This is a genomic window from Porphyrobacter sp. THAI-01a, assembly GCF_056868655.1.
On sequence record NZ_CP180579.1, the window covers coordinates 3,173,446 to 3,196,022 of the forward strand.

Consider the following 22,577-nt stretch of genomic DNA (forward strand, 5'->3'; position numbering starts at 1 on the left):
GAGGATGACGATGACCAAGGGACGCGTGTTGGCGCTGGCGCTGGGCCTCGCCGGAATCGCTTCGCCCGCACTGGCGAGCGGGCCGATCACGGGGCGCTGGGTGACGGGCGAGAAGGACGCGGTGGTGGCGATCGCCAAGTGCGGCAAGTCGCTGTGCGGGCGGATCGAGCGGTTTCTGGTGATGCCCGCCGGAGGCGCCGACCAGCGCGACGTCAACAACGCCGATCCGGACAAGCGCAGCCGCAAGCTCATCGGCACCCCGATCCTCTACGGCCTCACCGAGGATGCCGGGGTGTGGCGCGGGCAGGTCTACGATCCCAAGAGCGGGCGCACCTACACCTCCGAAGTGCGCCGCAAGGACGGCGGCACGCTGGAGGTGAAGGGCTGCTTCGGCCCGCTGTGCCAGACGCAGGTGTGGAAGAAGGCGTCTTGATTGGGGCACGCCCTCCGGCGTGCCATATCCTCGCTCACGCGGTCTGACGACCGCGTCGCTGCGGGCGGCCGGTTGGCCTTGCGGTCGCTATGCGACCGGATCGGCCCTCCATCGTCAAGGTCAGAGCCCGGCCTGTTTCGCCAGTTCCTCCGCCGCCTGCCGGGGCGTCAGCTTGCCCGCGTCCTCGCGGTCGACCGCGAAGTTCGCCTCGCGCATCGCTTCGACGCTGATCGCGCCGATCAGCGGGCGGAGCGCGGCCAGCACGCCCTCGTCCCCGGCGATGCGGGGGGAGAGCATCAGCAGCGCATCGTAGCTCGGCAGCGCACCTTCGGGGTCGGTAAGCACCACCAGCCTGTCCGCCGCGATCCGCCCGTCCGAGGTGTAGGCGCTGATCACGTCCGCCTCGCCCGAGGCCAGGGCATTGTACATGAAGGTCGGAGCGAAGTTGCGCGTCTCGCCGAACCGCAGCCCATAGGCATCGCGCACCGCGATCCATTCAGGCCGCTCGAAGAACTCGGGGTCGCCTCCGACGGTCAGCCGCGGTCCGACCGCGACGAGGTCGGCAAGACTGGCAACGCCGAGCGCCGCGGCGCGGTCCTGCCGCATGGCGAAGGCATAGGCGTTCTCGAAGCCGAGGCGGCCCAGCACCCTGACCTTGTTCTCGCGCATCTCCCAGTCGCGGATGGTGGTGTACATCGCCTCGCGCCCCGGGTTGTCGGTGCGCTTGAGGTAGTTGGTCCAGATCGTGCCGGTGTAGTCGACCGAGATATCGACGCTCGAATTCGCCACCGCCGAATGCACCACGGCGCTCCCCAGCCCGTCGCGATATTCGACCGCGTAGCCCGCCGCCTCGAGGCGCTGGCCGATCAATTGCGCAAGGATGTACTGCTCGGAGAAGGACTTGGCGGCGATGACGATGGTGTCCCTGTCCTCGCCGTCCGCCTGGGATGCGAGTGCGGCGGTGACCCCCGCCACCACCGCCATCAGGGCACCCGCCCATTTCCAGCGCCGGCGCTCGTCGATGCCGCGTTCGATCCACCAAAGGAGCCAGTCGGCCACCAGCGCCAGCCCCGCGCTCACCAAACAGCCCGCGACGACCAGCGCCCAGTTCTGGGTCTGTAGGCCGGCAAAGATCGGATCGCCGAGGCTCGGCTGGCCGATGGTGGTGGCGAGCGTCGCCGCGCCGATGGTCCACACGCTCGCGGTGCGGATGCCGGCCATGATGAAGGGGGCGGAGAGCGGTGCCTCGACCAGCACCAGCTTCTGCCACTTGGTCATGCCGACGCCGTCGGCGGCCTCGAGCACGCCGGGATCGAGATTGGCCTGCGCGGTCACCGCGTTCCTGAGGATCGGCAGCAGCGCATAAAGCGTCAGCGCCATCAGCGCGGGCAGGAATCCCAAGGTCGGCAGCCCCTCTCCGAATACGGCCCGCAGGGAAAGAAGCAGCGGGAAGAACAGTGCCAGCAGCGCGAGCGCGGGGATGGTCTGGACGAGGCTGGCAAGGCTCAGGGCGAGCCGCGAGACCACCGAGGAGCGCCCGGCCCACACGGCCAGTGGCAGGGCGATCAGCATGGCAAGCCCGATCGCGCTGGCCGAGAGCACGACGTGCGCCGCCAGCTTGTCGCCGAGGCCGGGAAGGATGTGCCAGATCTCGCGCATCAGCCCCCGCGCTCCCCGGGCGCATCCATCGCTGCCAGCCGCTCGGCTTGTTCGCGCGGGACGCTGGCGAGACGCTGCGCGACCGCTCCGCCCTCCCCTGCCAGCAGCGCGCGCGGCGTTGCGTCGGCGACCAGCGCGCCTGCGTCCATCACCAGCACCCGGTCGGCGAGCAGCAGCGCCTCGGCCATGTCGTGCGTCACCATGATCGTGGTGAGGCCGAGCGTCTCGTGCAGCTCGCGCACCTTGCGGCCCAATGCGTCGCGGGTGAGCGGATCGAGCGCGCCGAAGGGCTCGTCCATGATCAGCAGTTCCGGCCCGCCTGCCAGCGCGCGCGCGACGCCGACGCGCTGGCGCTGCCCGCCGCTGAGTTCGTCTGGCATCCGGGCGGCGAAGGCGGGGTCGAGCTCCACCAGCCGCAGCAGTTCGGCGATGCGTTCGGGGGGCAGCTTCTCCCCGGCGAGGCGCGGGCCGATGGCGATGTTCTCGGCCACCGAGAAATGCGGGAACAGGCCGATGCCCTGAAAGACATAGCCGACCCGGCGGCGCAGGCGCGCGGGCGGGAGCGCAGTAACGTCCTCGCCCCCGAACAGCACGCGTCCCTCGCTCGGTGTGACGAGCGTGTTGACGGTCTTGAGCAGCGTCGACTTGCCCGATCCCGAGGCGCCGACCAACGCGACGAAGCTGCCTTGGGCGATGTCGCAGGTGACGCCGCGAACCGCCGTGACCTCGCCGAAGCGGCAGATCACCCCGTCGAAGCGGAGCAGGGGCGAGGCGGTCGTCATTCGCGCTGAGGATTAGCGAGGTTCGGCCCAGCGCGCCAGCGTCCCCGATTGGCCTTTGCGCTCACCCTTGCTATGCGAGGCCGCAGAACAATCATTGCCCGGCGAGGAACGATTCATGCGCGCCACCCCCGATTTCGACTTCCAGCTCGGCGAGGCCGCCGAGATGATCCGCGACAGCGCCGCCCGCTTCGCCGACGAGCAGATCGCCCCGCTAGCCGAACGCACCGACCGCGAGGACCGCTTTCCCCGCGAGCTGTGGGAGCCGATGGGCGCGCTGGGCTTGCACGGCATCACGGTGGAGGAGGAATGGGGCGGGCTCGGCCTCGGCTATCTCGAACACGTGATCGCGGTCGAGGAGGTCTCGCGGGCGAGCGCCAGCGTCGGCCTCTCCTACGGCGCGCATTCCAACCTCTGCCTCAACCAGATCCGCCGCTGGGGGAACGATGAACAGAAGGCGAAGTACCTCCCCAAGCTGATCTCGGGCGAACACGTCGGCAGCCTCGCCATGTCCGAAGCCGGCGCCGGGTCGGACGTGGTCTCGATGAAGCTGAAGGCCGACGCGGTGCAGGGCGGCTATGTCCTCAACGGCACCAAGTTCTGGATCACCAACGCGCCCGAGGCCGACACGCTGGTGGTCTATGCCAAGACCGATGGCCACGCAGGCAGCCGCGGCATCACCGCCTTCCTGATCGAGAAAGGCGACGAGGGCTTCGCGATCGGCCAGAAGATCAGCAAGGTCGGCATGAAGGGCTCCCCCACCGCCGAGCTGGTGTTCTCCGACTGCTTCATCCCCGAAGAGCGCGTGATGGGCCCGGTCAACGGCGGGGTCGGCGTGCTGATGAGCGGGCTCGATTACGAGCGCGTGGTGCTCGCCGGGCTCCAGCTTGGCATCATGCAGGCGTGCCTCGACACCGTGATCCCCTACCTTCGCGAGCGGAAGCAGTTCGGTAAGCCGATTGGCTCGTTCCAGCTGATGCAGGCCAAGGTCGCCGACATGTATGTCGCCCTGCAATCCGCGCGCGCCTATACCTATGCGGTGGCGAAGGCTTGCGATGCCGGGCAGACGACGCGCTTCGATGCGGCGGGGGTGATTTTGCTGGCGTCGGAAAACGCCTTCAAGGTCGCCGCCGAAAGCGTGCAGGCGCTGGGCGGTGCGGGCTACACCACCGACTGGCCGGTGGAACGCTACATGCGCGACGCCAAGCTGCTCGACATCGGCGCGGGGACGAACGAGATCAGGCGGATGCTGATCGGGCGGGAATTGATCGGGGCGCAAGCATGAGCACCAACAAGGAATTTATGGCCTGGGATTACCACCTCGCGTCGGAGGGGCACACGATCCCCAACCCCGATTTTCTGCGGGCCAAGCTCAACCAGTTCTATGTGCAGGGCTGGTCCCTTCTGACGGCAGTTCCCTACACGGAACGCGGACAGGAGGGCTTCACGACAGGCATCATGCATTACATGGATCGGGTCGCAAGGCCATGACCGCCCCCACCCTCACCACCAAGCTCGATCGCGAAAGCCCCGAAGCCAAGGCCCGCTTCGCGCATAACCATGCCCTCGCGCAGGAACTCCGCGCGCGGGTGGCCGAGGCGGCGCTCGGCGGGCCGGAGAAGCATCGCGAGCGTCACGTCTCGCGCGGCAAGCTGCTGCCGCGCGAGCGGGTCGAACGCCTGCTCGATCCGGGTTCGCCCTTTCTCGAAGTCGGGCAGTTGGCGGCGAACGGAATGTATGAGGGCGACGTCAACGGCGCCTCGATCATCTGCGGGGTGGGCCGCGTCTCGGGCCGCCAGTGCATGATCGTGTGCAACGACGCGACCGTGAAGGGCGGCACCTACTACCCGATGACGGTGAAGAAGCACCTGCGCGCGCAGGAGATCGCGCAGGAGAACCGCCTGCCGTGCATCTATCTCGTCGACAGCGGCGGGGCGAACCTGCCGCACCAGGCCGAGGTCTTCCCCGACCGCGACCACTTCGGGCGGATCTTCTTCAATCAGGCGAACATGAGCGCGCTGGGCATCCCCCAGATCGCCTGCGTGATGGGCTCCTGCACCGCGGGGGGCGCTTACGTCCCCGCCATGTCCGACGAGACGGTGATCGTCCGCAATCAGGGCACGATCTTCCTCGCCGGCCCGCCGCTTGTGAAGGCCGCGACCGGTGAGGAGATCAGCGCCGAGGACCTCGGCGGCGGCGATCTGCACGCCAAGAAGTCCGGCGTGGTCGATCACTTGGCCGAGAACGACGAGCACGCGCTCACCATCGTGCGCGACATCGTCAGCCATCTGGGCGCGAATACCGGGGCGGCGGCGGACATCGCGCTGAAAGACCCGCGCCCGCCCAAGTTCGATGCCGAAGACCTCTACGCCCTCATCCCCGAGGATGTGCGCGCGCCCTATGACGTGAAAGAGGTGATCGCGCGGCTGGTCGACGGCAGCGAGTTCCACGAGTTCAAGGCGCATTACGGCGCCACCCTCGTCTGCGGCTTTGCCCATATCTGGGGGATGCCCGTGGCGATCCTCGCCAACAACGGGGTGCTGTTCTCCGAGAGCGCGCAGAAGGGCGCGCATTTCATCGAGCTAGCCTGCCAGCGGCGCATCCCGCTGCTGTTCCTCCAGAACATCTCCGGCTTCATGGTCGGCGGGAAATACGAGGCGGAAGGCATCGCCAAGCACGGAGCGAAGCTCGTCACCGCGGTCGCCACCGCGACCGTCCCCAAGGTCACGGTTGTGATCGGCGGCAGCTTCGGGGCGGGGAACTACGGGATGTGCGGGCGCGCCTACTCGCCGCGCTTCCTGTTCACCTGGCCCAACGCGCGCATCAGCGTGATGGGCGGCGAACAGGCCGCGAGCGTCCTCGCCACCGTCCACCGCGACGCTGACTCGTGGACCCCGGAACAGGCCGAGGCCTTCAAGGCCCCGATCCGCCAGAAGTACGAGGACGAGGGCAACCCCTACTACGCCACCGCCCGGTTGTGGGACGACGGCGTGGTCGACCCGGTGCAGACCCGCGATGTCCTCGGCCTTGCCTTCGCGGCGTGCCTCGAAGCGCCCATCGCCGAGCGGCCTGCCTTCGGCGTGTTCCGGATGTGAGAGGGCCTGAGATGGATAAGCAGGGTATCGCAGTAGAACTCGCAGACGTATTACTCACAAGCTTCGAGATGCAGACTGCATTTAAGATTAAAACTCAGAGCGGAACTGGAACATCATTCCTTTACGGAAAAGATCAGGGATATTTCTATGTGACCGCCCGTCATTTGATCGATGGAACTCAGGTCGGAGATTTGGTATATTTTGCCCGCGTAGATGGATGGCACGCCTCAACCGTCACAGCGATCTTTGTTCCGGACAACGAACACGATGTAGCTGTTTTCGTTACTGAATTTCCTTGGTCAGGTAAGAAGGATTTCGACACCAAAGTTAGCGTGTATCCGGGACAAGCCGTAAAGTTCTTGGGTTTTCCACATGGCTTGGATTCAAATTATCCAACACAGAATGGCTTCACTACGCCTTTGGTGCGATCCGCTCATTTCAGTGGCGTAATTGAACATAAGGGATTGCAAATCACAGTTTTGGATGGTTTCAATAATCCTGGATATTCAGGTGGCCCTTGTTACTCTTGTGGCGAGGATGGAAGACCGTCTCTGCTGGGGGTAATATCTAGCTATAGATATGAGCTTCAGAGTCACAGTCTCGTTTACAGGAAAAATTCGAGCGGCGATTTTGAGCCACTTCCAGACTACATGGTTAAATTGAACAGCGGGATGGTCTACATCACAGGTAGGAAGGACTGTGACGAGCTATTCGCCAAGGTTAATCAGTTTCAGCCTCAGCCAAGTGGCTTCTGAGCCGCTATGCCGCTTCTGCTGAAGCCCTCCCCCGCCCACTTGCGTAGCTAACCCAAGTTAGGCCACAAGGGGCCTGCCTTTGGGAGGGGCGCATCTTGCATACACCGATCACCCCCGTGCCGGAGCGCGCGCCCACGCTGCTCTCGCGCATCGTGCGCCGGATCATCCTCGCGATCTGGTACATCAAGGGCTGGAAGATCGAAGGCGCCTTTCCGAACGGCATCCGCAAGTGCGTCATTGCGGGCGCGCCGCACACATCGAACTGGGACTTTGTGTTCTTCACCGGTGCCACCCACGAGGAGGGCATCAAGCCCAACTTCATGGGCAAGCACACGCTGTTCAAGGGCGTGATGAAGAACTTCATGCTCGACATGGGCGGCATCCCCGTCGATCGCCGCAGCCGGCTCAACGCCACCGAGCAGGTCGCCGCCGAATTCGCCCGCCGCGACGAGCTGGCGCTGGTGATCGCCTGCGAGGGCACGCGCAAGACGGACGGCAAGTGGAAATCCGGTTTCTACCACATCGCACGTGCAGCCAATGTTCCCATCATCCCCGCCTTCGCCGACAATGCCAATCTGGTGATCAGCTTCGGCGAGCCCTTGATTCCCAGCGGTAATTATGGCGAGGACCTCCTCAGAATCGCCGAATGGTTCCGCTCCAAGCTGCCCGATTACGAACGGTTCAAGGTGCTGGAACAGCAGGCGAGAGACATAATCGCAGGTCGCAACGATGTTTGAACTCCTCGCGCTCAACGCCGCGATCCTTCTCGTGCTGGTGCTGGTCCAGTGGGCGATCAGCGTGAAGATCGACGACGTGTCCTTCATCGACGCCTTCTGGGGCGCAGGAATGGGCATCCTTGCCGTGGCGAGCTGGCTCCACGTGCCGGGTGGGCCGGGCGATCTGGCCACGCTGATCATGGTGATGACCGCCGCCTGGGGCTTCCGGCTCGGGATCTACCTGTTCCTGCGCTGGCGCAAGGAAGGCGAGGACCGGCGTTACAAGCGGATCATGAAGGACGCCCGCGAGAAGGGCCAGTTCGCCCGCGCCGCCCTGACTCGTGTGTGGCTGATGCAGGCGGTGCTGCTGTTCATGGTCTCGAGCCCGGCGCAGGTCGGCATCCTCGCCAGCCCCGCGCCCGCGCCGATCACCCTGCTGGCCTGGGCGGGGTTCGGCCTGTGGTGCGTGGGCGTGTTCTTCGAATGGGTGGGCGACTGGCAGCTTGCGCGGTTCAAGGCCAATCCCGAGAACAAGGGCCGCGTGCTCGACACCGGGCTGTGGCGCTACACCCGCCACCCGAATTACTTCGGCGATTTCTGCGCCTGGTGGGGGATCTGGCTGACGGCTGCCTCGGCAGACTGGATCATCGGCGCTGCCACCGTGATCGGGCCGCTGTTCCTCAGCTTCACGCTCACGCGCTGGTCGGGCGTGCCGCTGCTGGAGAAGAACCTCCACAAGACCAAGGGCAACAAATACGCGGTCTACGAACGCAGGACATCGGCCTTCTTCCCCCTGCCGCCACGCTATTGAACGCCCGGGGCGCCGATGGCCTTTCCCTTGCTGCGTCGCACAAAAATCGACGAGCGGCCCTTCAATCCCGTCCGCGGTTGGCCTATGTTGGCGCTCGCGCGAGGAGGCGCGAGCGAGATGCCACTGACCGACACCGCCCGTGAAGCCGAGCGCGAGCGCATCGCGCGCCATGTTCTCGACCTCGTGAAGGAGCGGGGCGCGGAGGTTCCGTGGACCGTCGCGATGGCCGAAAGCGGCCTCACCCGGGCGCGCTTCGAGGCGCTCTTCGCCGATTACGACGACCTCTTCGATGCCGTGGCGCAGCACTGGCTCGCCCCACACATGACCGTGATGGAGGAAGTGCTGTCGAGCAACCTTCCGCCGCAGCGCAAGATGTTCGAGTTCTTCCGTCGCCGCTTCGTGATCTCGCAGGAACGCTTCCGCGCCGACCCGCACTTCTTCACGATCCTGTGCGAGATGGGCGCCGCCAATTTCGAGCGGGTGCGCTCCTATGTCGACCTTGCCGACCACTACCTGTGCGAACTGATCGCCGAGGCCCAGGCAGAGGGCTTCTTTGCCGGGCTCGAGATCGACGAGGCGCTGTCGCTGATCAACCAGATGATCAGCAACTACACGCTGCCCGATGCGCTGATCTACCTCGGCGACAGGCTGACCGAGCAGAAGCTGGCGCGGATCGTCGACACGATGTTCATCGGCCTGTCGGGCGAGGCGGGCGCGCATGCCTCGGGGGTGAACACGCTCAAGGTGGCGTCCTAGCCTTCGCCCCACCACGCGCTGGCCGGATCATCCCCGCCCCGGCCGCCGCGCCGGCGGAGGCCATCGAACAGCCCGCCTTCCAGCTGCATGGTCGCGGGGCGGGAGCTGTTCCAGTCCATGACATAGAGCCGCTCGGCGATGCGCCAGCGGCCCTCGCGCTTTGCGAGCCGGTCGAGATAGCGGCCGCCGACGACGAGTTCAACCTCGCCCTCGGGCACAGGAATGATGTGGAGCGCGACGCAGTTGGTCTCCGCGCGGGCGGTGTCGCCATCCACCCGCATCACGGTATTGCCGATGTTGTGCTGGGTCAGCCGCATCGCGCCGAGACCGGCCATCAGGCCCGGGATCACCTCCGTGACCGGCCTTGCCCCGTCCCCGTAGTCGATCATCGCATCGGGGGTGAAGGCGGCGGCGAGCTGTTCGGGGTCGCAGCGGTCGATCCCGCGGCAATAGAGCGCGAGGGTCTCGGCGATCGCCAGCCGGTCGGCGATTTCGGTCGTGTTCATGCACCGCAGATTACCCCGCGGCGGCGCGGCGGGGGACTGCCGAAAGCGTCAGCGGCGCGGATCGCGCTTGAACTGCAACACGTTGGCGGGGAGCTTGCGCGGCGGCGGTCGCAGGCGCTTTTCGGCCAGCGCATACTTGAGCGCCGCGCCGGTCATCGTGCCCGAGACGACGAGGATCACCCCCGCCCAGAACCAGTGCGGCAGGCCCAGCACCGCGGCGATAGAGCCGGTGTCGGACAGCATCGCCTGCCCGCCGATCTCGACCTGTTCGGTGAACAGGTAGCCCCAGTCGCGCAGGGCGCTCATCGCCCCGAGCACGCCGAGGAACTGGAGGCTGAAACGGGTCCATGCGGGCGAGCCGCGCCAGGCGACGAGGCCGATGATCCCCGCCACCAGCGGCAGGGTCCACCAGCCCGTCGCCGAGCGCACCCAGATGCCGGTGCTGGCAAGGATCGCCGCCGCCACCAGCCACAGCACCGGCCGCCATGCGAGCGGGTGGGCGCTGGCGACGATCAGGCCCGCGCCCGCTGCGCTCGGCGCCAGCGGGCCACCCGCGGCGATCGCGGCATGGACGAAGCGCGAGGCATCGCCGTCGACCCGGCTCTCGGCCACGCCCGAGCCGTTGGCGAAGATCAGCAGCTGCTCGAAGTGCTGGCCGAGCGCCAGCGCGGTCAGGCCGTGGCCCATCTCGTGGAACCACGTCGTCAGGATCGCGAAGGGATAGATCAGGTAGGCGCCGAAAGGCAGGGCGGGGAGCATCGTCACCACCAGCCCGGCGACCACCAGCCGCCCGATCGCCTCGCCCTGCGAGCCCGGGGTCACCAGCGGCTGCATCGGCTCAGCCCACGGTCACGGCATCGGGGGTGTGTCCCGAGGCGTCGACCCGTATATCGTCCTGGCGCGACGCCTCCTCGTCCTCCTCGCGCTGTTCGCGCAGGATCGACCAGCTGGCGAGGAACAGCCCCGCCACCAGCGGCCCCAGCACGATGCCCGAAAAGCCGACGAGGCTGATGCCGCCCAGAGTGGTGATGAGGATGATCCAGTCGGGAATGCCGGTGTCGCGCCCGACGAGGATTGGGCGCAGGACATTGTCCGCCGAGGAGATGATGAAGAAGCCGGTCAGCAGCACGAACAGACCCTGCCACGTCGCGCCCGAGATCAGCAGCCAGATCCCCGCCGGCACCCACACCGCGCCCGATCCGATCACCGGCACCAGCGCGAAGATCGCCATCACCACCCCGAACAGCAGCGCGGAAGGCACGCCCGCGATCATCAGCGTGATCCAGCCGAGCGTGCCCTGCACCAGCGCCACCACGCCCGTGCCCTTGATCGTCGCACGCACGATGCCGAGGAAACGCTCGGCCAGACGGTCGGCAATGCTGCGCTCGACCGGGACGGCGCAGAGCACCGTGCGGCCGATCCGCTCGCCGTCGCGCAGGAGGAAGAACATCACGTAGAGCGCGACGCCGAAGGACAGGATGAAGCCCAGAGCCTCGCTGCCGATCGTCACTGCCTGGGTGGCGATCATCCCGGCGCTCTGGGTGAGGAATTCCTGAAGGCAAGTCTGGATCATGGTGATGTCCGCCCACCCGCTGCGGTCGACCGCATCGCGCGCGATTTCGGGGAGCGCGGTGTAGAAGGTGTCGAACCACGCGGCGAGATCGAGCGGCTGCTTTTGCAGCGTCGCCACCAGCATGATCGCCTGCTCGACCACCATCGTCGCGATCCAGCCGAAGGGGACCAGCACGAGGATGAAGATAACCAGCAGCGAAAGGCCCGCGGCCGGATTGCGCCGCCCGCGCAGCCGCCGCAGGATAGTGCGGTAGAGCGGCTGGAACATGATCGCCGCCAGCGCCGCCCACAGCAGCGGCTGGGCGAAGGGATAGACGATCACCGCCATCAGCAGGCTGACCACCGTGAGGATGATCAGGAAGCTTGCCTGTTGCAGGTCCTCGGTGCGGTGGGGGTGGGCGGCCATGCAGTCCTTCGGTGGCTAGACGTCGAGGTTGGCTACGTTCAAGGCATTGTCCTGGATGAACTCGCGGCGCGGCTCGACGATGTCGCCCATCAGACGGGTGAAGATCTCGTCGGTCACGTCGGCATCCTCGACCTTCACCTGCAGCAGCGCGCGGTTCTCCGGATCGAGGGTGGTCTCCCACAATTGTTCCGCGTTCATTTCGCCGAGGCCCTTGTAACGCTGGATCGAGAGACCCTTGCGCCCGGCGGCGAAGATCGCCTCGAGCAGCTGGCTGGGGCGGCTGATGGTGGCGTCCGATATGATCGGCGCGGCGGGCGCTTCCTCGGCCTCGCCTGCCAGCGGATCGCTGGGGGCGGGGATCTCGGCCTCGGGCTCCTCGGCCTCGGCCCCGGCGCGCACCAGCTTGACGGGGGCGGCATAGGCCTCGGCCTGGGCTGCGGCGAGGCCGTGGAGCTTGTGCGCCTCGGTGCTGGCGAGGAAGCGCGCGTCGATCTCGTGCACGTCGGTGACGCCGCGCCACAGGCGCTCGAACACCACGGTGCCGTCTTCACGCTGCGATGCCGACCAGCGCGCCTCGCGGTCGCCCGCGCCCAGCCGTCCGGCGGCGCGGTTCAGCGCAGCGGCAAGCGCCTCGCCGGAAAGGCCCGGCTCCAGCGCGCCCACCAGCGCCATCTGCTCGACGATCCCGCTGTCGTAGCGGCGCGGGACGAAGGCGAGGAGGTTCTTGAGCCGCAGCGCCCCGTCGACCAGCGCGCGCAGATCCTCGGCCCCGCGGGTCCCGCCCTGCGTCTCCAGCACGCGCCCCTGAAGCCCTGCATCGACCAGATAGCGGTCGAGCGCCGCCTGGTCCTTGAGGTAGACCTCGCTGCGCCCCTTCGCGACCTTGAACAGCGGCGGCTGGGCGATGAACAGGTGCCCGGCCTTGATGATCTCGGGCATCTGGCGGTGGAAGAAGGTGAGCAGCAGCGTGCGGATATGCGCGCCGTCCACGTCGGCGTCGGTCATGATGACGATCTTGTGGTAGCGCAGCTTTTCGAGATTGAACTCGTCGCGGATGCCGGTGCCCATCGCCTGGATGAGGGTGCCGACTTCCTTGGAGGAGATGATCCGGTCGAAGCGCGCGCGCTCGACGTTGAGGATCTTGCCCTTGAGCGGCAGGATCGCCTGGGTCTTGCGGTCACGCCCCTGCTTCGCCGAGCCGCCTGCGGAATCGCCCTCGACGAGGAACAGTTCGGACTTGGCGGGATCGCGCTCCTGGCAGTCGGCGAGCTTGCCGGGCAGGCTGGCGACGCTCATCGCGCCCTTGCGGCTCATCTCGCGCGCCCGGCGGGCAGCCTCGCGCGCGGCGGCGGCGTCAATCACCTTCTGGATGATCGCGCGGGCATCATTGGGGTTCTCCTCCAGCCACTCGGTCATCTTCTCGCCCATCAGGGTTTCGAGCGGCGAGCGGACCTCGGAGCTGACCAGCTTGTCCTTGGTCTGGCTGGAGAACTTCGGATCGGGCAGCTTCACCGAAACGATCGCGGTGAGGCCCTCGCGCATGTCCTCGCCCGAGAGGCTGACCTTCTCCTTCTTCAGCATCCCCGACCGCTCGGCATAGTTGTTGAGCGTGCGGGTGAGCGCCGCGCGGAAAGCCGACAGGTGCGTGCCCCCGTCGCGCTGCGGGATGTTGTTGGTGAAGGCGAGGACGTTCTCGTAGTAGGAATCGTTCCACTCCAGCGCAACGTCGATGCCGATGCCGTCCTTCTCCGCGCTGACCGCAATCGGCGCGGGGATGAGCGGCTGCTTGTTGCGGTCGAGATACTTCACGAAGGCCGCGATCCCCCCCTCGTAGTAGAGATCGTGCTCGAGCTTCTCTTCGTGACGCAGGTCGCGCAGCTTGATGCGCACGCCGGAGTTGAGGAAGGCCAGTTCGCGGTAGCGGTGCTCGAGCTTCTCGAAATCGAACTCCGTGACGTTCTTGAAGGTGTCGTGGCTCGCCTTGAAAGTGACACGGGTGCCCTTCTTGCCGGCCGGCGCGTCGCCCTTCACTTCGAGCGGGGCGACGGCATCGCCGTGCTCGAAGCGCATCCAGTGCTCCTTGCCCTCGCGCCAGATGGTGAGCTCCAGCCACTCGGACAGCGCGTTCACCACCGAGACGCCCACGCCGTGGAGACCGCCGGAGACCTTGTAGGCGTTGTCGTCCGAGGTGTTCTCGAACTTCCCGCCCGCGTGGAGCTGGGTCATGATGACCTCGGCCGCCGAAACGCCCTCTTCGGGGTGCATGCCGGTGGGAATGCCGCGCCCGTTGTCCTCCACCGAAACCGAGCCATCGGGGTTCAATTCGATCAGAACGAGGTCGCAATGACCTGCCAACGCCTCGTCAATGGCATTGTCCGAAACTTCAAAGACCATGTGATGCAGGCCCGACCCGTCGTCAGTGTCGCCGATATACATCCCCGGCCGCTTGCGCACGGCATCGAGGCCCTTCAGAACCTTGATGGAATCGGCGCCGTATTCGTTGGCGTTGGGCTGCTTTGCGGGGGTCTGGTTGGTGGTGTCGTCCATGGCCCATCATATAGGGGCTAAGGCGCGGAAACCCAACTGCGGGAGGGCCGCAAGGGGCGCTTTTCCACGAGTGTGCGGAGGCGACTGGCGGGCGGCTCAGAAGGCCTTGCGGAAATGCACGCGCCCGCGCCACATGGTCGCATCGAACAGGCCCATCATCCCCTCGCGCGAGGCCTCCGGGAACTGGGTCACGTGGCACAGCGCGGCGGCCTTTGCGGCGGCGAGATCGGCGGGGGTGTAGGCGATGCCCTCCGCCAGCAGCTTCGGGTCGGTCATGGCCCAGTCCTGCATCTCGGCAACCGGCGGGAGCTGCCCTGCGGGAATGGCGACATAGAACAGGGCCGCGCGGTCGGGCTCGGGCTGGGCCTGCACGATCTGGGTGGCGATCGCGCTGACGAGGCGGTGATCGGCGTGGCCATAGCCGCCGTCCGGGCCCCAGGTCAGGACCATGTCGGCCCAGGCGAGATGATCGTGCAGCGCCTTCGCCAGCGCGCCGTCGCGCACGTGATCGGCGAGCCTGCCGTCGGGAAGGCCGAGGTTCACCACCTCCGACACGCCCAGCGCCTTGCCCGCGCAGTCCGCCTCGGCGCGGCGCGTCTCGGCAAGGGCCGCGCCCTTGGGCAGGTTCGAGACCCCCGGCCCCGCATCGCCCGGCGTCGCATGGACGATCCGCACGAAAAGCCCCTCGCGCGCCAATGCCGCGAGCGCGGGGGCCATGAACAGCTCGTCGTCGGGGTGGGCGAGCACGGCCACCACCAGCGGTGGCTCGAGGCTCTCTTCCCCGATCTCTGCCGCATCCTGTGCACCAAGCGGCATAGCGGTGATGGCGAGCGCGATCGCGGCGATGGTCCGGTTCATCAATCCCCCTCCTTTGCCGCCGTCCTGCCACTTCTGCCAGCCGCCGTGCAATGGCTTGCACGCGCTCCCGTGCCGATTATGCATGGCCGCCATGAGCAACGACGCGATCATGGCCCGCCTGGCCGAGCCCTTTGGCAGCTTCCCCGAGATCCTGATGGAATGGTCGCGCATCAAGGGCGACGATCTGGCCCTGAGGGACGACAGGCGCGACGTCTACTGGGCCGAGCTGGTCGGCCTCGTCGAGCGGCTGGCGGCGCGGCTGGTGGAGACGGGGCTCCGGCGCGGGCAATCGGTGGCGATCCTCGGCACCTCCACCGTGGAATATGCGCTGGCGTTCCTTGCCGCGGTGCGCGCCGGCGGCGTCGCCGCGCCGCTGACCACCAGCGCCTCGCCCGAGCAGCTCGAAGGCATGGCGAAGGATTCGGGCGCGATCCACCTGTTCATCGATGCGGCCAAGGCGGCGGAGCTGGGGCCGGACTTCATGGCCCACCTGATCCGCGTGCCGCTGGAGAGCATCGACCAGTGGATGGCGCCTCCGGGGAGCCGTGCGCCCGCCTTCACCCCGGAGCCGAAAGACCCGTTCAACATCATCTATTCCAGCGGCACGACCGGCATCCCAAAGGGCATCGTCCATTCCCACCAGATGCGCTGGCGGCAGTTCGCGGCGACGGCGCTGAGTTACCTCGGCGCGGGGCTGGAGGTGCGCTCGCTCGCCTCGACCCCGCTCTATTCGAACACCACGATGGTCGCCTTCCTCCCCGTTCTGCTGGCGGGGGGCTGCGCGCGGGTGATGGGCAAGTTCGATTGCGGCAAGTGGCTGGCGCACGCCGAGGCCGATCGCACCACCATCACCATGCTCGTTCCAGTGCAATACCAGCGGCTGATGGATTTCGCCGGGTTTGGCGACTTCGATCTCTCCAGCCTCAAGCTCAAATACTGCACCTCGGCCCCCTTCTCGGCCGACCTCAAGCGCGAGGTGCTGCGGCGGATGCCCGGCGGGCTGATCGAGATCTATTCGATGACCGAAGGCGGCGTCGTGTGCCTGCTGGCGTGCCACGAATTCCCCGACAAGCTCCACACCGTCGGCCGCCCCGCACCGGGGAGCGAGCTGAAGGTGCTCGACGACGAGGACCGCGAGGTGCCGCCCGGCACCCCCGGCAATCTCGTCGGCCGCAGCCTCACCATGATGAGCGGCTACAAGAACCGGCCCGACAAGACCGCCGAGGCCCAGTGGACCGACCCCGCCACGGGCGAGGTGTGGATGCGGATGGGCGATATCGGGCGCGTCGATGCGGAAGGCTTCGTCGAGCTGGTCGGCCGCGCCAAGGACATGATCATCTCCGGCGGGTTCAACATCTACCCCTCGGACCTCGAGGCCGAACTGGCGAAGGAACCGGGGGTGGTCGAGGCCGCGGTGGTCGGCGTGCCCTCGCGCGCCTGGGGCGAGACGCCGGTGGGCTTCGTGGTGCTGCGCGAGGGCGGGGACACCGCGGCCATCCTCGCGGCGGTCAACGCCCGGCTCGGCAAGACCCAGCGTCTCGCTGCGCTTCATCCGATTGCCGAAATGCCGCGCAGCCACATTGGCAAGCTGCTCAAGACCGATCTGCGCGCCGAGGCGGAGCGGCTCGGCGGGATCGACTGACAGGTCCCCGGATACGGCACGGCCCGGCTCCTCTGGCGAGGAACCGGGCCGCCGGATGCTGTCGCTCCGCTCGGGCGATCGTTACACGATGAAGGTGTTGAACGCGGTGCCGCTGACGACAACGGCGAGCAGGAAGGCGACGGCCTTTTCGCTGATCATGCGCATGGTTCTGGTTCCCTGTTTTGTTGTGGTTGGGAGCCCGGGCGACCCTTAGGGGGGAGAGAGGGGATCACCCGGGCCAGAGCAGCATATATTCATCTGCGCGCAACTTTCAATCTCTGTCGAGATTGAAAATAATTCATCAGCGCAATCGAAAAAGGCGATATCCGGAGGCGTCGCAGCGGGCTGCGGCTCGAGACGCGGCCGCCTGTTCAGGGGGGGGAGGTTGGCGGCCGCGTCTCTTTCGCTGCAGGCCTGGCGCGAGCGCCGGGCGATGACGGATCATGACGGCCTGGCGAGGGGGGGGGAGAGCCAGGCGGTCCTGCCGTCCGGCAGGCGGGCAATAGGGCCGGATTCGGCCTCGATTACCGGGCAATGCATCCTTGCGGACTGACGGCGGGGTTGGAGAGGAGGCCCCGCACTGCATCGCCTGGGCGGCAAGTGGTGTTCGCAGGCGCACAATTCAAATGCGAAAACACCAATCCGGGTTGCGCCGAATGCAACAGGTAATCATGCATCCGACGCAAAGCGGCCGCCGGATCGCTCCAGCGGCCGCTGCAATTTCAGATGCTTGCGCTCAGTTGGCGGCGACGGTGCGACCGCTGCGGGCCTGCATGGCGACGACGCGGTCGACTTCGGCGAGCGCGGCAGTGCGGGCCTCGGCGACGCACTTGTCGTCAACCGCGGGGCGGCCATAGCTGTAGCGCGAGGCGGCCTCGACGGTGCAGGCCTTGCGTAGCTTGGCGGCGATGCGGGTCTCGAGCGCGGCACGACCTTCGGTGGTGGTCACGTCGACATCGCCATAGGCGATGCGGACAGTCACGACTTCCTCGGCGGGCGCGGCCAGCGCGGGGGCGGCGAGGGCAAGAGCGATCAGGGGGAGAGTGAAACGCATGGGGAATACTCCGAAAGGTTGAGAGAGGGTTTCGGGAGAAGCGATGCCGTTGGCCGACATTCGGTTGCTGTTTGAAACTCTGGTGCAGCGCACAAGAGACTTGTGCAAATGCGAAATGCGGCAGGATGGTTCCAAAGATTGCAACCTTTTCCGAGCGGAATCGCGGGAACCTGTTGAAATCGCTTCGGCGAATTCGCGCTGCACCGCAAAATCACCTGCTGGCGATGCGGCGATGCTGGACAGGCGGGGGCGCGCTCCTTAATCCGCCGCCATGAGCGCGCACCGATCGAGCGGCGAGTCCGCTGTCCCCGATTCCATCCTGATCGTCGACTTCGGGTCGCAGGTGACCCAGCTGATCGCGCGCCGCGTGCGCGAGGCGGGGGTCTATTCCGAGATCGCGCCCTTCACTCAGGCCGAGGCCGCCTTCGCGCGCCTGAAGCCCAGGGGCATCATCCTCTCCGGCTCGCCCGCCAGCGTGCCCGAGGAAGGCTCCCCGCGCGCGCCGCAGATGCTGTTCGAGGCCGGGGTGCCGATCCTCGGCATCTGCTACGGCCAGCAGGTGATGACGCACCAATTGGGCGGCGAGGTCCGCCCCGGGCACGAGACCGGAGAGGGCGGCGAGTTCGGCCGCGCCTTCCTCACCGTCACCGCCGAATGCACCCTGTTCAACGGCCTCTGGGAGGTCGGCGAGCGGCACCAGGTGTGGATGAGCCACGGCGACAAGGTGACGCAGTTCGCCCAGGGCTTCGAGATCGTCGCCACCTCCGACGGCGCGCCCTTCGCGGTGATCGCCGACGAGGCGCGCAGGTTCTACGGCACCCAGTTCCACCCCGAGGTGGTCCACACCCCCGACGGCGCGCGGCTGATCGCCAACTTCGTGCGCCACGTCTGCGGCCTGGCCGGCGACTGGACCATGGCCGAGTTCCGCCAGACCAAGATCGCCGAGATCCGCCAGCAGGTGGGCGACAAGCGGGTGATCTGCGGCCTTTCGGGCGGCGTCGATTCCGCCGTCGCCGCGGTGCTGATCCACGAGGCGATCGGCGACCAGCTGACCTGCGTCTTCGTCGATCACGGGCTGATGCGGCTGGGCGAGGCCGAGCAGGTCGTCAGCCTGTTCAAGAACCACTACAACATCCCGCTCGTCCACGTGGAGGCCGAGGAGCTGTTCCTCGGGGGCCTCAAGGGCCTCACCGACCCCGAGGCCAAGCGCAAGTTCATCGGCAAGACCTTCATCGACGTGTTCGAGGCCGAGGCCAAGAAGATCGGCGGCGCCGATTTCCTCGCGCAGGGCACGCTCTATCCCGACGTGATCGAATCGGTGTCCTTCACGGGCGGGCCCTCGGTGACGATCAAGAGCCACCACAATGTCGGCGGCCTGCCGGAGCGCATGAACATGGCGCTGGTCGAGCCGCTGCGCGAGCTGTTCAAGGACGAGGTGCGCGATCTGGGCCGCGAACTGGGCCTGCCCGAGGCCTTCGTCGGCCGCCACCCCTTCCCCGGCCCCGGCCTCGCGATCCGAATCCCGGGCGAGGTCACCAAGGAACGCTGCGACATCCTCAGGAAGGCCGACGCGATCTATCTCGAGGAGATCCGCAATGCGGGCCTCTATGACGCGATCTGGCAGGCCTTCGCAGTGCTGCTGCCGGTCAAGACCGTGGGCGTGATGGGCGACGGGCGCACCTATGATTCCGTCTGCGCCCTGCGCGCCGTGACCTCAACCGACGGGATGACGGCGGATGTCTACCCCTACGACGCAGGCTTCCTGACCCGCGTGGCGACCCGCATCGTCAACGAGGTCAAGGGCATCAACCGGGTGGTCTACGACTACACCAGCAAGCCGCCCGGGACGATCGAATGGGAGTGATCCGCGACACGCAATGATCCGGGGGATCATTGCGGCCGGATCACTTGGCGCCGCATCGTGCCGCAGCCCTTCCCCTAGCCGACCGCGATCCGGGCGAACCGCGCCTTGCCGTGGCCGCGCTGGAAAATGCTGTTGGCGATCAGCCACACCCTCACGATCCGCTGCGGCAGCGGCTCGCCGAGCGCCTCGGCATAGTCGGCCGCGACCATCCGGCGTTCCGAATGCCATTGCCCGAGCCCGCCAGCGCCGCTGCGCAGCACCCAGTGCGTCTCGCGCTCGCACCACCATTCGAGCGGGCAGCGGAACACGTGGCCCTCGGGGAGCCCTGCGCTCCACATGTAGGTGAGGTCGCGGCCGTTATCGAACTCCACCGCTATGCTGAGGTAATCGTGGGTGAAGGCGAGATCCTCGGGGAGGTCCGAGGGCAGCCGCTCGATCAGCCAGTCCCACGAGAGCACGGTCTCGCGGGTCAGCGGCAGGTCGAGCGGGCGCTGGAGGATGCCGACATCGCCGTGGGTGGAGACCGCGATGTCATCGGGGCCGCCGGTGTAGATGCGCCCGTCGCCGAGCCGCCAGAGATAGTGCCAGCCATCGGGCTGACCGGTGGTGTCCGGCGGGGCGTCCGCGCGTTCCACCCTGAGCGCGATTCCCGGTCCCTGTGCGCGCCGCTTGCCGGGCAGCAGATTGCCCCGCTCGTCGGCGAATTCGGAGAGCGCCTTGGTGAGGAAAGCCAGCTCGCCCTCCTCCCACGCCTCGTAGACCGCATCATCGGCGACGAGCTTGCGGATCGCCCCACCGCCGATCCGCATGAACACCGTCGCGTGCGGCTCGATCACGAGGCCGATCGGCTTTGCCAGCCACTGGTGACCGGTGGCGACCACCCGGAACCGCTCCCCGGCGGCAAGGACATGACCGCTGGCGGTCCAGCCGCTTTCCGAACCGTCGAGCCGGACGGGGGCGGCCGGATCGGGCAGCGTCAGCCCGTGCGCAATCGCCCGGGCGCTGCCGACCTGCTTGCGCAGGAACCCCGCAAGGGTCCCGGCCCTCGCCACCATCGATCGCCTGGTCTCGCGCATGACATCCCCCGCCTTTGGCCCGCGCGGCGAAGTGTGACGCATCGGGCGCGCCGCGCAAGCGTACTTTGGAACGTCCCGAAGCTGCGCGAATAAGTTGGTCCGCCCCTTCCCGCCGCCCGCCAAATCGCATATCGCTGCCGCCCGAATGGATACCACAAGAGGTCGTCAATCGTGATGCCGCTGCTTCGCCCGTTTGCCTTTGCCGCCGCCCTCGCGGCCGGCCTGTCCGCCTGCGCCCAGCCCGCCGCCGCGCCCGGCGACGATGCCGCTGCCACCGCGCCGGTGACCGAGGGCGCATGGACGCTCGATCCGGCAGGCTCGCGCCTCGCCTATGTCAGCATCAAGGCCGGCGAAGTGGCCGAGGCGAACCGCTTCGACACGCTTGCGGGCAGCGTCGCGGCCGATGGCACCGCGAGCCTCGACATCGACCTCGCCTCGGTCAACACCGGGGTCGACATCCGCAACGAACGCATGCGCGAGATCTTCTTCGGCGTGGCCGAGAACCCCAAGGCGACGGTAACGGCCAAGCTCGATCCCGCAGCCTTCGCAGGGCTGGCGGTGGGGCAGTCGCTCACCCGCCCGCTGACCGCCAGCGTCACGATCAAGGGCGCCTCGGCCGACGTTGAAACCGAGGTGCTCGTCACCCGCGTCAGCGCCGACCGCGTGACGGTGGTGCCGACCGCGCCGGTGATCTTGTCGACCGACATGTTCGGCCTGACCGACGAGCTGGGCGAGCTGCGTGCGCTGGCGCAGCTGCCCTCGATCACGCCCGCGGTGCCGGTCACCTTCGCGCTCGCCTTCAAGCGGGACTGAAAGACCTTGCGCTAAATCAATGCCCTGCGGGGCGGACACGGGCAGATCGGCAGGGCCGGGCGGCGGCACGCGAACCGATCCCACCGCGTCCCAGCCGCCCGGCATCCCCCGCCGATTTCCCGAGAGCGCCAGACGCTACGGCGCGCGTGCGCGGGGCGCGGGCCTCTCAAAAGCAGGCTTGAAAGCCGCGCCCAACTCGGCTTGTCTCCCGCGCAAACACGGCTTTGCACGGGAGAACACAGGCCATGAAGACCGCGATCACCGAAATGTTCGGCATCGAGCACCCGATTATCCAGGGCGGGATGCACTATGTCGGGTTCGCCGAGATGGCTGCGGCGGTGTCGAACGCCGGGGGCCTCGGCATCATCACCGGCCTGACGCAGGGCACGCCCGAAAAGCTCGCCAACGAGATCGCGCGCTGCAAGGACATGACCGACAAGCCCTTCGGCGTGAATCTCACCATCCTGCCGACCCTGACCCCGCCCGACTATCCGGGCCTCGTGAAGGCGGTGATCGAGGGCGGGGTGAAGGTGGTCGAGACCGCCGGGCGCAACCCGGTCGAGCTGCTCCCGCCGCTGAAGGACGCCGGGATCAAGGTGATCCACAAGTGCACCTCGGTGCGCCATTCGCTGAAGGCGCAGGAGATCGGCTGCGACGCGGTGAGCGTCGACGGGTTCGAATGCGGCGGCCATCCGGGCGAGGACGACGTGCCCAACTTCATCCTGCTGCCGCGCGCCGCCGATGAACTGGAAATCCCCTTCGTCTCGAGCGGCGGCATGGCCGACGGGCGCAGCCTTGTCGCCAGCCTCGCGATGGGCGCGCAGGGGATGAACATGGGCACCCGCTTCATTGCTACCAAGGAAGCGCCGGTGCACGAGAACGTGAAGCAGGCGATCCTCGCCGCGAGCGAACTCGACACCCGTCTCGTGATGCGCCCGCTGCGCAACACCGAAAGGGTGCTCAACAATGCCGCCGTCGAACGCCTGATCCAGAAGGAAAAGGAACTCGGCGATGCCGTCACCTTCCAGGACATCATGGAGGAGGTCGCGGGCGTCTATCCCTCGATCATGATGGAGGGCGAGATGGACAAGGGGGCGTGGAGCTGCGGCATGGTCGCAGGGCTGATCCACGACATCCCGACCTGCAAGGAGCTGATCGACCGGATCATGCTCCAGGCCGAGGAGATCATCGCCCGGATGCAGGCCATGGCCCGCGCCTAAGGGCTGATCCCTAGG

General features: G+C 67.2%; 21 protein-coding genes. 12 read left to right on the plus strand and 9 right to left on the minus strand.

Translation table 11 applies throughout. The features are described 5' to 3' along the window. Positions 1-4: 4 nt before the first annotated feature. Positions 5-433 (plus strand): DUF2147 domain-containing protein, encoded by a 429-nt coding sequence (locus tag ACMX37_RS15340; protein WP_483146758.1) that lies wholly within the window; start codon positions 5-7, stop codon positions 431-433. 120 nt (positions 434-553) lie between these two features. Here the strand turns inward: ACMX37_RS15340 and ACMX37_RS15345 are convergent, their stop codons facing one another. Together ACMX37_RS15345 and ACMX37_RS15350 are read right to left on the minus strand one after the other, a co-directional pair. Continuing rightward, positions 554-2,092 (minus strand): ABC transporter permease/substrate-binding protein, encoded by a 1,539-nt coding sequence (locus ACMX37_RS15345; RefSeq protein ID WP_483146759.1) that lies wholly within the window; start codon positions 2,090-2,092, stop codon positions 554-556. Next, positions 2,092-2,874 (minus strand): ATP-binding cassette domain-containing protein, encoded by a 783-nt coding sequence (locus ACMX37_RS15350; RefSeq protein ID WP_483146760.1) that lies wholly within the window; start codon positions 2,872-2,874, stop codon positions 2,092-2,094. Before ACMX37_RS15350 ends, ACMX37_RS15345 begins: the two co-directional genes overlap by 1 nt. A 115-nt stretch (positions 2,875-2,989) precedes the next feature. Here ACMX37_RS15350 and ACMX37_RS15355 point away from each other — a divergent pair, with 115 nt between their 5' ends. The 7 genes from ACMX37_RS15355 (at position 2,990) to ACMX37_RS15385 (ending at position 9,004) form a co-directional block, all read left to right on the plus strand. Next, entirely contained in the window at positions 2,990-4,156 is a 1,167-nt protein-coding gene (locus tag ACMX37_RS15355) for an isovaleryl-CoA dehydrogenase (RefSeq protein ID WP_483146761.1), read from the plus strand. After that, positions 4,153-4,362 carry a hypothetical protein gene (locus ACMX37_RS15360; RefSeq protein WP_483146762.1) on the plus strand — a complete coding sequence of 70 codons (210 nt, stop codon included), beginning with the start codon at positions 4,153-4,155 and terminating at the stop codon, positions 4,360-4,362. Before ACMX37_RS15355 ends, ACMX37_RS15360 begins: the two co-directional genes overlap by 4 nt. Continuing rightward, entirely contained in the window at positions 4,359-5,966 is a 1,608-nt protein-coding gene (locus ACMX37_RS15365; RefSeq protein WP_483146763.1) for a carboxyl transferase domain-containing protein, read from the plus strand. Before ACMX37_RS15360 ends, ACMX37_RS15365 begins: the two co-directional genes overlap by 4 nt. An 11-nt stretch (positions 5,967-5,977) precedes the next feature. Further along, positions 5,978-6,721: a S1 family peptidase gene (locus tag ACMX37_RS15370; protein WP_483146764.1), complete on the plus strand. Its 744-nt coding sequence runs from the start codon at positions 5,978-5,980 to the stop codon at positions 6,719-6,721. A 95-nt stretch (positions 6,722-6,816) separates the two neighbouring features. Further along, positions 6,817-7,458 carry a lysophospholipid acyltransferase family protein gene (locus tag ACMX37_RS15375; RefSeq protein ID WP_483146765.1) on the plus strand — a complete coding sequence of 214 codons (642 nt, stop codon included), beginning with the start codon at positions 6,817-6,819 and terminating at the stop codon, positions 7,456-7,458. After that, the gene (locus ACMX37_RS15380; RefSeq protein ID WP_483146766.1) at positions 7,451-8,248 is read left to right on the plus strand and encodes a DUF1295 domain-containing protein; all 798 of its coding nucleotides are present in this window, start codon (positions 7,451-7,453) and stop codon (positions 8,246-8,248) included. Before ACMX37_RS15375 ends, ACMX37_RS15380 begins: the two co-directional genes overlap by 8 nt. A 117-nt stretch (positions 8,249-8,365) precedes the next feature. Beyond that, on the plus strand, positions 8,366-9,004 hold the full coding sequence (locus ACMX37_RS15385; protein WP_483146767.1) for a hypothetical protein: 639 nt from the start codon (positions 8,366-8,368) through the stop codon (positions 9,002-9,004). On the opposite strand, the gene ACMX37_RS15390 is transcribed toward ACMX37_RS15385, so the two are convergent. From ACMX37_RS15390 to ACMX37_RS15410, 5 genes are all read right to left on the minus strand, one after another. Beyond that, positions 9,001-9,510 carry a nuclear transport factor 2 family protein gene (locus tag ACMX37_RS15390; RefSeq protein ID WP_483146768.1) on the minus strand — a complete coding sequence of 170 codons (510 nt, stop codon included), beginning with the start codon at positions 9,508-9,510 and terminating at the stop codon, positions 9,001-9,003. The two genes, ACMX37_RS15385 and ACMX37_RS15390, sit on opposite strands and share 4 nt — an antisense overlap. A 48-nt stretch (positions 9,511-9,558) precedes the next feature. Next, positions 9,559-10,344, minus strand: coding sequence for a M50 family metallopeptidase (locus ACMX37_RS15395; protein WP_483146769.1), 786 nt, complete (start codon positions 10,342-10,344; stop codon positions 9,559-9,561). A 4-nt stretch (positions 10,345-10,348) separates the two neighbouring features. Further along, positions 10,349-11,488, minus strand: a complete 1,140-nt coding sequence (locus ACMX37_RS15400; protein WP_483146770.1) for an AI-2E family transporter — start codon at positions 11,486-11,488, stop codon at positions 10,349-10,351. Positions 11,489-11,503: 15 nt separating this feature from the next. Continuing rightward, a complete protein-coding gene (gyrB, locus tag ACMX37_RS15405) occupies positions 11,504-14,035 on the minus strand; it encodes a DNA topoisomerase (ATP-hydrolyzing) subunit B (RefSeq protein WP_483146771.1) in 2,532 nt (843 codons plus the stop codon). Between the two features lie 96 nt (positions 14,036-14,131). Then, the gene (locus ACMX37_RS15410) at positions 14,132-14,893 is read right to left on the minus strand and encodes a PIG-L family deacetylase (protein WP_483146772.1); all 762 of its coding nucleotides are present in this window, start codon (positions 14,891-14,893) and stop codon (positions 14,132-14,134) included. Positions 14,894-14,984: 91 nt separating this feature from the next. Between ACMX37_RS15410 and ACMX37_RS15415 the strand changes: the two genes are divergently transcribed. After that, positions 14,985-16,535: a class I adenylate-forming enzyme family protein gene (locus ACMX37_RS15415; RefSeq protein WP_483146773.1), complete on the plus strand. Its 1,551-nt coding sequence runs from the start codon at positions 14,985-14,987 to the stop codon at positions 16,533-16,535. Positions 16,536-17,271: 736 nt separating this feature from the next. On the opposite strand, the gene ACMX37_RS15420 is transcribed toward ACMX37_RS15415, so the two are convergent. Further along, positions 17,272-17,589 (minus strand): UrcA family protein, encoded by a 318-nt coding sequence (locus tag ACMX37_RS15420; protein WP_483146774.1) that lies wholly within the window; start codon positions 17,587-17,589, stop codon positions 17,272-17,274. A 271-nt stretch (positions 17,590-17,860) separates the two neighbouring features. Between ACMX37_RS15420 and guaA the strand changes: the two genes are divergently transcribed. Next, on the plus strand, positions 17,861-19,453 hold the full coding sequence (gene guaA, locus ACMX37_RS15425) for a glutamine-hydrolyzing GMP synthase (RefSeq protein WP_483146775.1): 1,593 nt from the start codon (positions 17,861-17,863) through the stop codon (positions 19,451-19,453). 74 nt (positions 19,454-19,527) lie between these two features. Here guaA and ACMX37_RS15430 read toward each other — a convergent pair whose 3' ends face one another. Further along, positions 19,528-20,529, minus strand: coding sequence for a DUF3047 domain-containing protein (locus ACMX37_RS15430; RefSeq protein ID WP_483146776.1), 1,002 nt, complete (start codon positions 20,527-20,529; stop codon positions 19,528-19,530). Positions 20,530-20,703: 174 nt separating this feature from the next. Here ACMX37_RS15430 and ACMX37_RS15435 point away from each other — a divergent pair, with 174 nt between their 5' ends. Next, on the plus strand, positions 20,704-21,342 hold the full coding sequence (locus tag ACMX37_RS15435; protein ID WP_483148427.1) for a YceI family protein: 639 nt from the start codon (positions 20,704-20,706) through the stop codon (positions 21,340-21,342). 245 nt (positions 21,343-21,587) lie between these two features. After that, positions 21,588-22,562 carry an NAD(P)H-dependent flavin oxidoreductase gene (locus tag ACMX37_RS15440; protein WP_088913020.1) on the plus strand — a complete coding sequence of 325 codons (975 nt, stop codon included), beginning with the start codon at positions 21,588-21,590 and terminating at the stop codon, positions 22,560-22,562. The last annotated feature ends 15 nt before the right edge of the window (positions 22,563-22,577 follow it).